The 13,509-nt window shown below is 72.1% G+C and carries 14 protein-coding genes; 9 read left to right on the top strand and 5 right to left on the bottom strand.

The annotated features are described in order from the left end of the window. Window positions 1–13 precede the first annotated feature (13 nt). Together AC6CQV_RS13510 and AC6CQV_RS13505 are read left to right on the top strand one after the other, a co-directional pair. Window positions 14–265 (top strand): hypothetical protein, encoded by a 252-nt coding sequence (locus AC6CQV_RS13510; protein WP_498259727.1) that lies wholly within the window; start codon window positions 14–16, stop codon window positions 263–265. After that, window positions 262–1,596 (top strand): hypothetical protein, encoded by a 1,335-nt coding sequence (locus AC6CQV_RS13505; protein ID WP_498259726.1) that lies wholly within the window; start codon window positions 262–264, stop codon window positions 1,594–1,596. The genes AC6CQV_RS13510 and AC6CQV_RS13505 overlap by 4 nt, the downstream gene beginning before the upstream one ends. A gap of 9 nt (window positions 1,597–1,605) precedes the next feature. Here AC6CQV_RS13505 and AC6CQV_RS13500 read toward each other — a convergent pair whose 3' ends face one another. Next, entirely contained in the window at window positions 1,606–2,004 is a 399-nt protein-coding gene (locus AC6CQV_RS13500) for a phage holin family protein (protein WP_060959767.1), read from the bottom strand. Window positions 2,005–2,088: 84 nt separating this feature from the next. Between AC6CQV_RS13500 and AC6CQV_RS13495 the strand changes: the two genes are divergently transcribed. The 6 genes from AC6CQV_RS13495 (at window position 2,089) to AC6CQV_RS13470 (ending at window position 9,111) form a co-directional block, all read left to right on the top strand. Further along, window positions 2,089–3,156: a histidinol-phosphate transaminase gene (locus tag AC6CQV_RS13495; RefSeq protein WP_061782412.1), complete on the top strand. Its 1,068-nt coding sequence runs from the start codon at window positions 2,089–2,091 to the stop codon at window positions 3,154–3,156. Between the two features lie 193 nt (window positions 3,157–3,349). Beyond that, window positions 3,350–4,477 carry a thiamine pyrophosphate-dependent enzyme gene (locus AC6CQV_RS13490; protein WP_498259725.1) on the top strand — a complete coding sequence of 376 codons (1,128 nt, stop codon included), beginning with the start codon at window positions 3,350–3,352 and terminating at the stop codon, window positions 4,475–4,477. Further along, window positions 4,477–5,454, top strand: a complete 978-nt coding sequence (locus AC6CQV_RS13485; RefSeq protein ID WP_060959764.1) for an alpha-ketoacid dehydrogenase subunit beta — start codon at window positions 4,477–4,479, stop codon at window positions 5,452–5,454. Before AC6CQV_RS13490 ends, AC6CQV_RS13485 begins: the two co-directional genes overlap by 1 nt. Before the next feature lie 27 nt (window positions 5,455–5,481). Next, on the top strand, window positions 5,482–6,810 hold the full coding sequence (locus tag AC6CQV_RS13480) for a dihydrolipoamide acetyltransferase family protein (RefSeq protein WP_498259724.1): 1,329 nt from the start codon (window positions 5,482–5,484) through the stop codon (window positions 6,808–6,810). Window positions 6,811–6,841: 31 nt separating this feature from the next. Then, the gene (locus tag AC6CQV_RS13475; RefSeq protein ID WP_101305324.1) at window positions 6,842–7,468 is read left to right on the top strand and encodes a MarC family protein; all 627 of its coding nucleotides are present in this window, start codon (window positions 6,842–6,844) and stop codon (window positions 7,466–7,468) included. A gap of 200 nt (window positions 7,469–7,668) precedes the next feature. Next, window positions 7,669–9,111, top strand: a complete 1,443-nt coding sequence (locus tag AC6CQV_RS13470; protein WP_498259723.1) for an HNH endonuclease signature motif containing protein — start codon at window positions 7,669–7,671, stop codon at window positions 9,109–9,111. 103 nt (window positions 9,112–9,214) lie between these two features. Here the strand turns inward: AC6CQV_RS13470 and AC6CQV_RS13465 are convergent, their stop codons facing one another. From AC6CQV_RS13465 to AC6CQV_RS13450, 4 genes are read right to left on the bottom strand one after another with little or no spacing between them, the layout of a single operon-like run. Beyond that, window positions 9,215–10,198 (bottom strand): formylglycine-generating enzyme family protein, encoded by a 984-nt coding sequence (locus AC6CQV_RS13465; protein WP_498259722.1) that lies wholly within the window; start codon window positions 10,196–10,198, stop codon window positions 9,215–9,217. Continuing rightward, a complete protein-coding gene (locus AC6CQV_RS13460; protein WP_101305326.1) occupies window positions 10,195–10,545 on the bottom strand; it encodes a DUF202 domain-containing protein in 351 nt (116 codons plus the stop codon). Before AC6CQV_RS13460 ends, AC6CQV_RS13465 begins: the two co-directional genes overlap by 4 nt. Window positions 10,546–10,551: 6 nt before the next feature. Continuing rightward, on the bottom strand, window positions 10,552–10,920 hold the full coding sequence (locus tag AC6CQV_RS13455) for a YidH family protein (protein ID WP_191009390.1): 369 nt from the start codon (window positions 10,918–10,920) through the stop codon (window positions 10,552–10,554). Continuing rightward, window positions 10,917–11,978: a LacI family DNA-binding transcriptional regulator gene (locus AC6CQV_RS13450; RefSeq protein WP_498259721.1), complete on the bottom strand. Its 1,062-nt coding sequence runs from the start codon at window positions 11,976–11,978 to the stop codon at window positions 10,917–10,919. The genes AC6CQV_RS13455 and AC6CQV_RS13450 overlap by 4 nt, the downstream gene beginning before the upstream one ends. 182 nt (window positions 11,979–12,160) lie before the next feature. On the opposite strand from AC6CQV_RS13450, the gene AC6CQV_RS13445 reads away from it, so the two are divergent. Next, window positions 12,161–13,501, top strand: coding sequence for an MFS transporter (locus tag AC6CQV_RS13445; RefSeq protein ID WP_498259720.1), 1,341 nt, complete (start codon window positions 12,161–12,163; stop codon window positions 13,499–13,501). The last annotated feature ends 8 nt before the right edge of the window (window positions 13,502–13,509 follow it).

Here is a 13,509-nt window from a genome sequence, read left to right as displayed (position 1 = left end):
GGACGATCGGGGGGTGAACCGCGTCGACGACATCGACCGCGCCCTCGCCCAGGTGCGGGAGGCGAGCGCGCTGCTGGCGGAGGTCCGTGCCCGCGCTCCCGCGCTGATCGACGAGGTTCCGGGCGGCAGCTCCGCCGTGGCGCCGCTGCGCGATGAGCTCGTCGCCTGGACCCGGCTGCTGGCGGCCGCGGCGGCGGAGACCGACGAGTGGGAGCGTTCGCTGCGGCGCGAGCGTTGCCGCGCCCTGGCGGAAGCGGCGGGATGACGGGGGACGTCGACATCCGATCCGGCGGGCTGGTGGTCGTCGACACGGACACGCTCCGACACCTCGCGGCCACGCTCGCCCTGTTCGCGGCACGCCTCGCGGAGGCGGGGGAGGTGCTCGGACGCGCGCACGCGTCGTCGCTCGCGGGCGGGCTCTGGGTGGCGTCGCCGCAGGGCGGGGCGCGCGCCGCCGAAGACGCGGCCGCCGCTCTGGCGCGCAGCGTGCGCAGACTCGCGGAGGTCTACGAGCTCGCGGAGCAGGAGGCGCTCGCGCGCATCCGCGGCGCGGGCGGCGCGGGCGGCGCGGATGGCCTGCGGCTCGCCGCCCGGCGGCTCGCCGTCGCCCCCGACGTCGCCGCCGAGGCCGCGCACCTCGCGGAGGCGTGGAGCGAGGGCCGCCACGCCGAGATCGAGGGTCAGATGCGCGCCGCCGCCGGGATGCTCGGCGTCTACGGCACGCTAGGCCCGAGCCTCACGCTGCTCACGGGCGCCGTCCGCGCGGCCGACCGGGGCACGATCCCCGCCGGCGCGCCACCCCTGCGGCCGGTGGGGGCGACGGCATCCGTCGTGGAGCTGAGCCGGCACCGCGCCCCCGGCGCCGCGGCGGCTCCGCGCTCGCTCGTCGAGATCATCGACCGGATGCCGGGGGAGGACGGGCTCGACGGGGCGCGCGTCCGCGTCGAGGAGTACCGGTTCGCGTCCGGTGAGCGCGAGTTCTTCGTCTACATCGGCGGCACGCGGGCGGCCGTCGACCGCGACGAGCCGTGGGACATGGCATCCAACGTGCAGCTGTACTTCGGCGAGGAGTCGTCGTCGTACGAGGCGGTCGAACGGGCGCTCGCGGCGGCGGGAGCGGTCGCGGGCGATCGGCTGCACGTCGTCGGGCATTCGCAGGGCGCGATGATCGGAGCGCATCTGGCCCGTCAGGACGGCTACGACGTGCGCACCCAGATCGGCATCGCGGGTCCCGTGCAGGCGGAGCTTCCGGCGGGGGTGCTGTCCCTGACGATCCGCCACACCGACGATCCGGTCGCGGCCCTGGCGGTGGGCGGTCCGCCCGGGGTGTCGGGCTCGCCGCAGAGCCTGGTCGTGGAGCGCACCGCCCACCCGGCTCCGGCGTGGACCGATGCGACGCTGGTCGTGCACGGCCTCGACGCGTATCGCGACACCGCCCGGCTCGTCGACGCCGCGCCCGATCCGCGTGTCACCGCGGTGCGCGACCGGCTCGCGCCGCTCGCGGGCGCGGTGACGGTCACGTCGATCGTGTACGGGGCCCGCCGCACATCGTCGGCGGACGACGCACGCGTGCGTCGACGCTCCGGCGGGCTCTGAGGCCGCCGGTCAGCGGCGCTTCTTCTCCTGGGGTCGCAGCAGGATGCCGAAGACCCAGTTGATGAGCGAGATCACGATCGCCGCGACGACGCCGAGCCAGAAGTCCCCGACGGTGAGCCCCCAGCCCCACGAGCTCGTGACCCACGCGGTGATCCAGAGCAGGAGGCCGTTGATGACGAACGAGATGAGTCCGAGCGTCAGGATGTACAGCGGGAAGGCGACGATCTTGATGACCGTCCCGATGATCGTGTTCACCAGGGCGAAGATGGCCGCGACGGCGAGCAGGGTCAGCACGAGCTGCAGCGTCTCGCCGGGGGCGAACGGGGTCACCCCCACCTCGAGGGCGGGCAGGAGCGTCACGACCCAGAGGGCGAAGGCGTTGACGACGACGCGGACGATGAAGCGCATGGTCCCTCCAGTGTTCCACGCGGCCGCGCCGCCGGGAAGGCGTCGTCCCGCACGCGTCGCGCGGCGCCCTCGTAGACTCGTCCCGTGACCGAGCTGCCCGTCCGCATCCGCCCCGAGATCGCCGCCCTCCCCGCCTACAAGCAGGGCAAGCAGGCCGGTGCGGAGGCGTTCAAGCTGTCCAGCAACGAGAACCCGTTCCCGCCGCTGCCGAGCGTCGTGGCGGCGGTGCAGACGGCGGTCGCCGTCAACCGCTACCCCGACGCGTCGTCGCCGCGCCTGCGCGCGCGCCTGGCGGAGCGCTTCGGGGTGGGCGACGACGCCGTGCACATCGCGGCCGGATCGGTGTCGATCCTCTTCCAGCTGGCACAGGCCACGAGCGGACCGGGCGACGAGATCCTCTTCTCGTGGCGCTCCTTCGAGGCCTACCCGAGCCTGGCCACGGTCGCCGGCGCCACCGCCGTCACGGTTCCGAACGACGTGGACGGCGGCCACGACCTCGAGGCGATGGCGGATGCCGTGACCGACCGCACCCGCATGGTCATCGTGTGCAGTCCGAACAACCCGACGGGTCCCGTCGTGACCGCCGCAGGTTTCGACGCCTTCCTCGCCCGGGTGCCGGCCGACGTCCTGGTGGTCCTCGACGAGGCCTACGCGGAGTTCGTCACCGATCCCGACGCCGTCTCCGGTCCCGCGGTGCTGGCCGCCGGGCACCCGAACGTCGTGGTGCTGCGCACCTTCTCGAAGGCGTACGGCCTCGCGGGCCTGCGCGTGGGCTACGCCGTGGGCGACCCGCGCATCCTCGCGGCCGCGCGCAGCACCGGCATCCCCCTGTCGGTCACGGCCGCCGCCGAGGAGGCGGCCCTGGCGAGCCTCGACGCCGAGGACGAGCTGCTCGAGCGCGTGCGCACCCTCGCCGGGCACCGCGACGACCTCGCCGCGCGGCTGCGCGAGACCGGCTGGGACGTCCCCGAGGCGCAGGGCAACTTCGTCTGGCTGCCCGCCGGGGAGCGCGCGCTCGAGGTCGCCGCGGCGTTCGAGGAGGCCGGGCTGATCGTCCGCCCGTTCGCGGGCGACGGCGTGCGCATCTCCATCGGTGAGCACGAGGCGCTCGACACGATCGTGCGCGTCGCCGCATCCGTCGCGCCGCGCTGAGGCCTTCTCGCCCGAGTTTCGGACGCCCCGAGCGCCCGAAACCCGCCCCCACGCCGTTTCGGTCGCCAGAGGCGTCCGAAACTCCCCGTCGCGCGGTTTGCCCCGGCGCGTTGTGGCGCGGGCACGGCGGATCGCGGCTCCCGTTGTCGATCCCATGCAGTACGACGCATGCGGAGGGCGTTAGCGTGGGAACATGACCCCGCCTGACGACCCGGCCCTCGTGCGCGTCCTGGCGGCGGACGGGACGTTCGCCCCCACGCCCGAAGCCGAGCGCTATCTGCCGCTCATCGACGCGCTCTCCGATGCCGAGCTCGAGACGTTCTACCGCGACATGGTCGTCGTCCGCGCGTTCGACCGGCAGGCCACCAACCTGCAGCGACAGGGCCAGCTCGCACTGTGGCCGCCGTCGCTCGGTCAGGAGGCCGCGCAGGTCGGGTCGGTGCGCGCCGCCCGCCCGCAGGACCACCTCTTCCCCTCGTACCGCGAGCACGTCGTCGCCACGACCCGCGGCGTCGACCCGATCGACATCATCCGCGTGATGCGCGGTCTCACCCACGGCGGGTGGGACCCCACCGACCCGAGGAACGGCAACGTGCGCATCTACACGCTGGTGCTCGGGTCGCAGACGCTGCACGCGACCGGCTTCGGCATGGGGCTCGTGTTCGACGGCCGCACCGGCACGGGCGACGTCGACCGCGACGAGGCGGTCGTCGTCTACTACGGCGACGGCGCGTCCAGCCAGGGCGACGTGCACGAGGCGATGGTGTTCGCCAACACGTACCGCACGCCCCAGGTCTTCTTCCTGCAGAACAACCACTGGGCCATCTCGGTGCCGGTCGCCACCCAGTCGCGCGCTCCGCTGTACCGCCGCGCCGAGGGCTACGGCATGCCGTCGATCCTCGTCGACGGCAACGACGTGCTCGCCAGCTACGCGGTGTCGCGGCTCGCGCTCGACGAGGCGCGCGCCGGCGACGGTCCCCGCGCGATCGAGGCGATGACCTACCGCATGGGCGCCCACACCACGAGCGATGACCCCACCAAGTACCGCACCTCCGACGAGGAGCAGTCGTGGGCCCGCCGCGACCCGATCGCGCGGATGCGCGCGTACCTCGAGGGCCGGGGGGCCGCGGCATCCTTCTTCGACGACGTGGATGCCGCCGCGCAGGCCTACGCCGACGACGTGCGGGTGCGCACCAACGCGCTGGGCACGATCGAGCCGGACTCGATGTTCGCCCACGTCTACAGTGAGGACCACCCCCTGATGGTGGAGCAGCGGCGCTGGCTCGCCGCCTACGAGGCATCGCTGGAGGGAGGCGTCTGATGGTCGAGTCCATGCCCCTGGCCAAGGCCCTCAGTGCGGGCCTGCGCGCCGCGATGGCCGCCGACGACCACGTCCTGCTGATGGGCGAGGACATCGGTCGTCTCGGCGGCGTGTTCCGCGTCACCGAGGGCCTGCAGGCCGAGTTCGGCGACCGGCGGGTGCTCGACACCCCGCTGGCGGAGTCGGGCATCGTCGGCACGGCGATCGGTCTCGCGATGGCGGGTTTCCGGCCGATCGTGGAGATCCAGTTCGACGGCTTCGTCTTCCCCGCGTTCGACCAGATCACGACGCAGCTCGCGAAGCTGACGAACCGGCACGAGGGCGCGCTGCAGATGCCCGTCGTCATCCGCATCCCCTACGGCGGCCACATCGGTGCGGTCGAGCACCACCAGGAGAGCCCGGAGGCGTACTTCACGCACACGGCGGGCCTGCGGGTCGTGTCGCCGTCGACGGCGAACGACGCGTACTGGATGATCCAGGATGCCGTGCGCTCGCCCGACCCGGTGATCTTCCTCGAGCCCAAGGCGAAGTACTGGATGAAGGGCGACGTCGACGTCGACGAGCGGCCGCTGCCGTTGCACGCCTCGCGCCTCGTGCGCCGGGGTACTGACGTCACGCTCGTCGGCCACGGCGCGATGGTGACGACGCTCCTGCAGGCCGCGGCGCTGGCCGAGAGCGAGGGCACGTCGTGCGAGGTGATCGACCTGCGCTCGCTGTCGCCGATCGACTACGGCCCCATCCTCGACTCGGTGCGCCGCACGGGCCGCATGGTCTACGCGCAGGAGGCACCGGGATTCACCTCGGTCGGCTCTGAGGTCGCGGCGACCGTCATGGAGCGCGCGTTCTTCGCGCTCGAGGCGCCCGTGCTGCGCGTGTCGGGCTTCGACGTGCCGTTCCCGCCCGCCAAGCTCGAGGGCACGTACCTCCCGGATGCCGACCGCATCCTCGAGGCCGTGGACCGCGCCCTCGCCTACTGAACGTCCGCCGCGAAGGAGAACCACGACATGAGCGAGCAGATCTTCCACCTGCCGGACGTCGGTGAAGGACTCACCGAGGCCGAGATCGTGCAGTGGCGCGTCGCGCCCGGTGACACCGTCGAGGTCAACGACGTGCTGGTCGAGATCGAGACCGCGAAGTCGCTCGTCGAGCTGCCCTCGCCGTTCTCCGGCACCGTGGGCGAGCTGCTCGCGCCCGAGGGGCAGACCGTCACGGTCGGCGCGGCGATCATCACCATCGGCGGCGGCGCGGGGGATGCCGCGGCATCCGCTCCCGCCCCGGCCGAGCAGGCCGCGGCATCCGACGACGACGGCGGTGCGGTGCTCGTCGGCTACGGCACGGGTGCCGGGGCCACCTCCCGCCGCAAGCGCCCCGCCGAGCGGGGCGAGACGGTGCGCGCGTCGGTCGGCGTGGTCGCGAAGCCGCCGGTGCGAAAGCTCGCGCGCGACCTCGGGGTCACGCTGTCGGAGGTCACCCCGACCGGTCCCGCCGGGGAGGTCACCCGCGACGACGTCGTGCGCCACGCCGAGCAGGCGAGCGTCTTCCGCAACATCGCGACGCCGGTCGCTCCCGCCGAGCGCGAGCAGACGATCCCGGTCTCCGCGCCGGCGCCCGCCGCTCCGCCCGTGGGCGAGCGCGAGGAGGCGATCCCGGTCAAGGGCGTGCGCAAGGCCACGGCATCCGGCATGGTGCGCTCCGCCTACACCGCGCCGCACGTCTCGGTGTGGACCGATGTCGACGCGACCCGCACGATGGAGCTCGTCAAGCGGCTGAAGGCCTCGCCCGACTTCGCCGACATCAAGGTGTCGCCCCTGCTGATCATGGCGCGCGCCGTGATCTGGGCGGTCCGGCGCACGCCCCTGATCGGCGCCGCGTGGATCGACAAGGAGGACGGCTCCGCCGAGATCCGCGTGCGCAACTACGTCAACCTCGGCATCGCCGCCGCGACGCCCCGGGGCCTGCTCGTGCCGAACATCAAGGACGCGCAGGACCTCAACCTCCGCGAGCTCGCGAAGGCGCTCGAGAAGCTGACGCTGACCGCCCGTGAGGGCAAGACGACCCCGGCCGACCAGCAGGGCGGCACGATCACGATCACGAACATCGGTGTGTTCGGGATGGATGCCGGGACCCCGATCATCAACCCGGGGGAGTCCGGCATCGTCGCGATGGGCACGATCCGCCAGAAGCCGTGGGTCGTCGACGGCGAGGTGCGTCCGCGGTTCGTGACGACGGTCTCGGGCTCGTTCGATCACCGCGTCATCGACGGTGACGGCATGAGCCGGTTCATCGCCGATGTCGCGTCGATCCTCGAGGAGCCCGCGCTGCTGCTCGACTGATCGAGCGGGCCGGCTGCGCCACAATGAAGGCATGCTGAGCGTCTTCGTCGCCGCGCTCGCGGCGCTCGTCCCGATCACCAACCCGATCGGCGCGGTCGCCGCCTACGCGGGTCTGGCGGCGCATCTCGACGAGGCGGACCGCCGCCGCCAGTCGTGGCTCACGGGCGTCTACGTCGCGGTGATCCTGACCGTCTTCGCCCTTCTCGGCACGCTGATCCTCGAGTTCTTCGGCATCTCGCTCGGGGCGCTGCAGATCGCGGGCGGCCTGGTCGTGATGCACGCCGGGTTCGGCATGGTCGTGCCGCGCGCTCTGGGGGCGGGGGCCTCGGATGCCGAGAAGGAGCACGCCGCGACGAAGACGGACATCAGCTTCTCGCCCATGGCGCTGCCGCTCATCGCCGGCCCGGGCGCGATCGGCGTCGTCGTCGGTCTCGCGGCGCGCAATCCCGGCATCCTGGACCGCGTCGCGATCGTCGCGGCCGTGCTCGTCATCGCCGCCGCGATCGCGGTGCTGCTGCGCTACGGGACGCCCCTCACCGAGAAGCTCGGTGCGACGGGCGTCGGCGCCATCACGCGCGTGATGGGCTTCCTCATCCTCGCGATCGGCGTGGAGATCCTCGTGCACGGTCTCGCGGCGGCGTTGCCGGGCCTCGCGTGAGCGGACCGTTTCGATGTCGCTCTTGCGTGTTTCGAATGTTTGTTCTATAGTGGGGTGAAGAAACCCCGCGCGTGCCCACCTTCTGTTGCGGGTCCTGTCCTCCGGTCGTGGCCGGGTCAGGGGTGATGATGCACGCGCTGATCGATCCGCCGTCTTCGGTATCGTCCCCGGCTGAGCTCGGATGGCCCGGGCTGGATGCCGTGGTGACCGGTGTCCTGGATGCGCGGCGTCGTGCGGCTCAGGCGCAAGCTGCCGAGGCGAGGTTGCTGGCCGATGCCGTGGGACTGGTGGCGGAACGTGCGGCGTTGCTGCGTCAGGAGGCGCAGCAACGGGGTGGGGCGGTGCGGTCGTCGGATGCGGATCTGCCGTTGCGGGAAGTCGCGTTGGAGCTCGCGATGGCGCTGCGGGTGTCGGATCGGGGTGTGCAACGGCGGATGTCGGAGGCGTACCTGCTGACGACCCTGTTCCCGCGGACGTTTGAGGTGTGGGCGGGCGGGGAGATCGATGCCGGTCATGCGTGGGCGATCAGCCGCACGGGCACGCTTCTCACCTCTGAATCAGACCGGGCACGGTACGAGACCCTCGCTCTGGAGGCGGCCCGGTCGGAGTCGCCTGCGCGGATGAGCGCGGCGGCGAAGGCGATCGCCGCGACCATCGACCCGGCCGCGTTCACTGAGGCCGCGCAGCGCGCGTATGACGAACGCTCCGTCCGGTTGTTCCCTCTCGACGATGGGATGGCCAGACTCATCGCGGATCTTCCCGCCCCGCTCGCCCACGCGATCCACGACACCCTGACCGCCCGGGGCCGGGCGATCCTCGACCAGCCCGACGAGGGCAGCGACTCCGACGCGGATGCCACCGAGGCAGCTGCCTTCGCCGATGTCGACACCGATGTCGACACCGATGTGAACACGCGCGTCGCGCGGGGCACGAGTGGCGGCCCGTGTGGCGAGACGCTCACCACGGGCCCCGCCCGCCCCACCGACCTGACCTGCGCGACCACGCCCACGGCCACGACCGCCGTGAAGGATTCCCGCACGTTGGCGCAGGTGCGTGCGGACATCCTCACCGACCTGCTCCTGACCGCCACTGCCTCCACCCGCGCCACCGGCACCGGCATCGAGGCGGTGACGGCGCAGATCCAGGTGACGATCCCCGCCCTCACCCTCGCCGGTGACCCGAACAGCGGCCCGGCCCTCCTCGCCGGGTACGGGCCCATCGACCCGGGACTTGCCCGCCGGTTGGCAGGGCTTGCACCCGGATGGGATCGGGTGTTCACCGACCCGACCACCGGCATCCCCGTCGCCGTCGACCGGTACCGGCCGTCCGCCGAGATCCGCCGTTACCTCGCTGCCCGGGATGAACGCTGCCGCACGCCCGGCTGCACCCGCCCCGCCCACCGGTGCGACCGCGACCACACGACCCCCGCCGCAGAAGGCGGCCCCACAGCACCCGACAACCTCGCCCACCTGTGCCGCCGCCACCACACCGCGAAGCACCACACCGCCTGGCGGGTCCGACACCTCGGCGGCGGAACCCTCCAGTGGACTTCACCCACCGGACGCCACTACGAAGACCGCCCACCCAGCCGCGTCCGATTCGTCCCCACCACCGCCACACCGAACGACCCGCCCCCCTTCTGAGCGGCGAGGGCCTTCCCGATGTGCACGACCGCGATCGACATCACGTACGCGGGCGCACCGGCGGACGGCGGCGTCACCGCGCATCCCGACTCTCCGTCCGGCGTCAGCGCGGACGCGAGACCGTGCGAAAGCCCGCGTTGCCCATCGACGAGTCCGGCGTGTTCTGCGAGCGCGCCGAGTTCCGGTAGCGGTTGCAGTACGAGACGTGGCACAGATAGCTCCCGCCGCGCAGGACGCGGGAGGTGCCGGTCGCAGGCCCCGGCGGGTCGACCCGCGGCGAGCGCGCGTAGTAGTCGGGGTCGAACCAGTCCGCGCACCACTCCCAGACGTTGCCCACGGGCTGCCACAGGCCGTAGCCGTTGGGGGCGAACGAGCGCACCGGGGCGGTCGTGAGATAGCCGTCGTCCATCGTGTTCACGCGGGGGAACTCGCCCTGCCAGATGTTCACGGGCCAACCGTCGGTCCCGGGTTCGCGCTCCCCCCAGGGGTACTTCTCGGACTCCCGCCCGCCGCGAGCGGCGTACTCCCACTGCGCCTCGGTGGGCAGCGCGCGTCCCGCCCAGTCGCAGTAGGCGATCGCATCGTTGAAGCTCACGTGGACGACCGGGTGGTCGGGCAGGTCGTCGACGGTCGACGCGCGCCCTCCGGGATGCCGCCAGTCGGCCCCGCGCACGCCGATCCACCAGGGCGTTCCCGGCGCCCTGCCCAGCACGTCCTCCGCGGGGGCGGCGACCGCGAGGTGGAACACGGCGGAGAAGCCGAACGCCTCCGCGTCGGTGACGTAGCCGGTCGCCTCCACGAAGGCCGCGAAGGACGCATTGGTCACGGTGGTCGCGTCGATGTCGAACGCGGCGAGCTCGACGGCATGCACCGGGATCTCGCCGTCGCCGACGTTCGCATCGCCCGACGAGTCGCCCATCAGGAACGCTCCCGCCGGCACGTGGATCTGTTCGATGTCGTGAGCGGCGGCCCTCGCCGAACCGTCGTCCGCACGGCGCACGGGGCCGAGCGCGACGAACGCGTCGCGTCGCGGTCCTCCGCACGAGCAGTTCGGGCCGCACGACCCGCCGTCCTGTCCCGTCGTCATGGTGCCCCCGGTGTGTGCTGTGCGGCCAGGACGAGGACGGCGACGATCGCGGTGACGCCACCGCCGGCGACGAGCCCGGCCAGGACGAGCGTCAGCATCCCGACCGTGGGCACGACGCGATTGGCGGTCAGCTCGCGATACGTGTGCCGGAACCGTCGTTCGCTCAGGAGGTGGAGGGCGACGGCGGTGGCGATGATCGCGAGCGGGACCGGCAGCGCCCAGGGGCCGAGCGCCGACGGCAGCAGCCGCAGCGCGATGAGCCCCGCTCCGCCGATCGTGAGGAGGGTGCGCCGCCACGCCAGCAGCGTCCGCTCCGGCTGGAGCCCAGGGTCGAAGATCTCGGTCATGGCGATTCAGGCGATGAGGAGCCCGAGCACGATCAGCACGGTCACCACGGCGAGGACCACCGCGAGGGGGAGGGCGACGACGGGTACGGGCAGGGGCGTCTGCTGCCGCATCGCCCTCTCGGCCCGGCCCCAGCCCACCCACGCCAGCAGCGGCAGCGCGGCTCCGGTGGCGAGGAGGATGAGGGAGGCCGTCAGGCGCAGAACGGGATGCAGCGGAAGCCCGAGCGCTTCCAACGCCACCCCGCCCGCGATGAGAGCGAGCGACGTGCGGATCCAGGCGAGGAACGTCCGCTCGTTCGCGAGGGTGAACCGGGGGTCGGGCTCCGTTCCGTGCCGGTAGATCCACCGGAGGGTCCGGCCTGCGCGCGGGTTCACCTGGTCTCGCCTTCTGCCGGATGCCGCGTGGTCTGTCTCTCCGAGAGCAGGTGGGGCAGCGTCGCGTGCGGGGGGTTGCGGCCCGCGATCAGTTGGGACAGGTGTTCGACCAGCGCCTCGCCGCTGGCTTCGGCCGTGACGCCGATGGTCGACACCGCGGGCGTGACGAGCTCGGCCAGCCCGACCTGCTCGCACGCGATGATGGCCAGGTCGTCGGGCACGAGGCGACCGCAGTGGTGCGCCGCGCGGACCGCACTGAGCGCGAGGGGTACGGTGCCCGCGATGATCCCGTCCGCCGGCGTGCTCGCTGACAGCTCGCCCAGCACGAGCTGGGTGGAGGTCGCGTCGGAGTACTGCGTCTGGAGGACGACGGCATCGAGGCCCGCTCGTTCGACCGCGGCGCGATAGCCGGCTGCCCACCGCGCACCCACGTAGGTGTCGGCGTCGCCGATGAGCAGGATCGGCCGCCGCGACCCGTGCTCGATGAGCCGGGTCGTGGCCGCGTCGGCGATGGACGTGAAGTCCACCCCCACGCCGAACAGGTCGTCTTCGGGGAGGCGGCCGGAGATGACGATCGGCGTTCCGCCGGCGCGGGTCTCCGCGATGACGGCGCCCGCGCGGGAGCGCGACACGTCGTCGCCCGTGGAGATCACGATCCCGTCGACGCCCTGACGAGGAAGCTGACGCAGGAACGTGATGAGCCGCTCCTCGCTGTGATCGAGATCGCAGAGCAGCACGTTGAGGCCGCGTGCCTCCGCGGCGCGCGCGACCGCCTTCGCGACGGCGCTCTGGAACGGCTGCGACGCATCGCCGACCAGCAGTGCGATGGTGTCGAAACGTCCCGTGCGCAGGCCGCGGGCGCGGCTGCTCGGCCGGAAGCCGAGCTCGTCGATCGCGCCCTCGACGCGGGCGATCGTGTCGGCGGGGACGAGGTCGGGATGGTTGAGGACGCGTGAGACCGTGGTGCGCGAGACGCCCGCCAACGCGGCGACGTCCACGATGGTGGCCGTCCCCGGGGAAGGTGCCGACGGAGAGGTGGCCGGTCGCGATGCAGCCATGCGAGTTCCTCCTCACGTCGTGGTCACACCACGGTATCCGGTGGACGTTCGCGTTCCCGACGGTGGGGCGGAATCGAACACCGCTTGCATGATGCCCTGTTGATCCCCTACCGTAGCGGAATCGATTCCCGGAATCGATTCCAGCGATATTTTTCCCGCCCCGCCTCACACTGGAGTGACCGATGAACCGACCGCACCGCCCGCGAGTGCTCACGAAGCAGCAGATGTCGACCCGCGCCCTCGCCGGCGCCACGATCGGCTCCATCCTCGAGTACTACGACTTCTTCGTCTTCGGAACGCTGTCCGCCCTCGTCTTCGGGCGGGTGTTCTTCCCCCAGGACAACCCCGGCGTCGCGTCGCTCCTCGCGCTGGGGACCTTCGCCGTCGGCTTCATCGCCCGTCCGCTCGGCGGCATCATCCTCGGCAACTTCGGCGACCGCATCGGCCGCAAGCGGATCCTGCTCTTCAGCTTCATGCTCACCGGTGGCGTCACGCTCATCATCGGATTCCTGCCGACCTACGCCCAGGTCGGCGTCGTCGCCCCGATCCTCCTGGTCGTTCTGCGTGTCGCGCAGGGCGTCGGCATCGGAGCGGAGTGGAGCGGCGCCGCCCTCCTCGCCGTCGAGCACGCGCCCGACGGGAAGCGGGGCTTCTTCGGCAGTGTCGTGCAGGCCGGCGCGCCGATCGGCGTCATCCTGTCCAGCGGCTCCGTCGCGCTGCTGACGGCCACGATCGGCCTCGAACAGCTCGTCGAGTGGGGCTGGCGCGTGCCGTTCCTGGCGAGCGCGATCCTGCTGCTGGTCGGCATCTGGCTGCGCTTCAGCGTCGACGAGTCCCCCGAGTTCGAGAAGATCGAAGCCGCCGACGACAAGGTGAAGGTCCCCGTCTGGGAGGCCGTCCGTCGCTATCCCGCGCAGATCCTGGCCGCCGTCTTCATCCACGCCAGCGACGCCACCCTCGGACTCGTGGTCGGCGTGTTCGTGCTCGGCTACGCCTCCAACGTCCTCGGCATGGACCCGACGGTCGTCCTGCTCGCCAACATCCTCTCGTCGGTGACGAGCCTCATCATCACGCCCATCGCCGGTCGTCTCGGCGACCGTGTCGGCCAGCGTGCAGTCCTCGTCGTCGGACTGGTCGCCCTGGTGCTGTGGGCGTTCCCGATGTTCCTGCTGATCGGAACCGCCACCGTCGGGGGCCTGTTCCTCGCCACCGGCATCTCCGGTCTCATCATCGGCACGCTGTTCAGCCAGCAGGCCACACTGTTCGCCCACTACTTCCCGCCGCGCGTGCGCTACTCGGGCATGTCCGTCGGCTTCCAGCTCGGAACCGTGCTCGGCGGCGGCTTCGGCCCGGTGATCGCTCAAGCGCTCACCGGCGCCGCGAACGGCGCGACCTGGACGGTGTCGATGTACATCGCCTTCATCGCGGTCATCGCCCTGGTGTTCACCATCACGGTGAAGCCGCGCCACACCGTCTCCATCGCCGCCCCGAGCGCGCCCGCGACGGCCCCGGCCGCCCGGTGACCGTGCCG

Source organism: Microbacterium sp. EG9 (genome assembly GCF_059759475.1).
Note: the sequence above shows the minus strand (reverse complement) of the source record. Positions and strands in the feature narration are given on the sequence as shown.

Bases quoted from the DNA above. Each gene is read 5' to 3' on its own strand.
- AC6CQV_RS13505 (WP_498259726.1), top strand. From the start codon at position 262: ATGACGGGGGACGTCGACATCCGATCCGGCGGGCTGGTGGTCGTCGAC.
- AC6CQV_RS13500 (WP_060959767.1), bottom strand. From the start codon at position 2,004: ATGCGCTTCATCGTCCGCGTCGTCGTCAACGCCTTCGCCCTCTGGGTC.
- AC6CQV_RS13490 (WP_498259725.1), top strand. From the start codon at position 3,350: ATGACCCCGCCTGACGACCCGGCCCTCGTGCGCGTCCTGGCGGCGGAC.
- AC6CQV_RS13485 (WP_060959764.1), top strand. From the start codon at position 4,477: ATGGTCGAGTCCATGCCCCTGGCCAAGGCCCTCAGTGCGGGCCTGCGC.
- AC6CQV_RS13480 (WP_498259724.1), top strand. From the start codon at position 5,482: ATGAGCGAGCAGATCTTCCACCTGCCGGACGTCGGTGAAGGACTCACC.
- AC6CQV_RS13475 (WP_101305324.1), top strand. From the start codon at position 6,842: ATGCTGAGCGTCTTCGTCGCCGCGCTCGCGGCGCTCGTCCCGATCACC.
- AC6CQV_RS13465 (WP_498259722.1), bottom strand. From the start codon at position 10,198: ATGACGACGGGACAGGACGGCGGGTCGTGCGGCCCGAACTGCTCGTGC.
- AC6CQV_RS13460 (WP_101305326.1), bottom strand. From the start codon at position 10,545: ATGACCGAGATCTTCGACCCTGGGCTCCAGCCGGAGCGGACGCTGCTG.
- AC6CQV_RS13450 (WP_498259721.1), bottom strand. From the start codon at position 11,978: ATGGCTGCATCGCGACCGGCCACCTCTCCGTCGGCACCTTCCCCGGGG.
- AC6CQV_RS13445 (WP_498259720.1), top strand. From the start codon at position 12,161: ATGAACCGACCGCACCGCCCGCGAGTGCTCACGAAGCAGCAGATGTCG.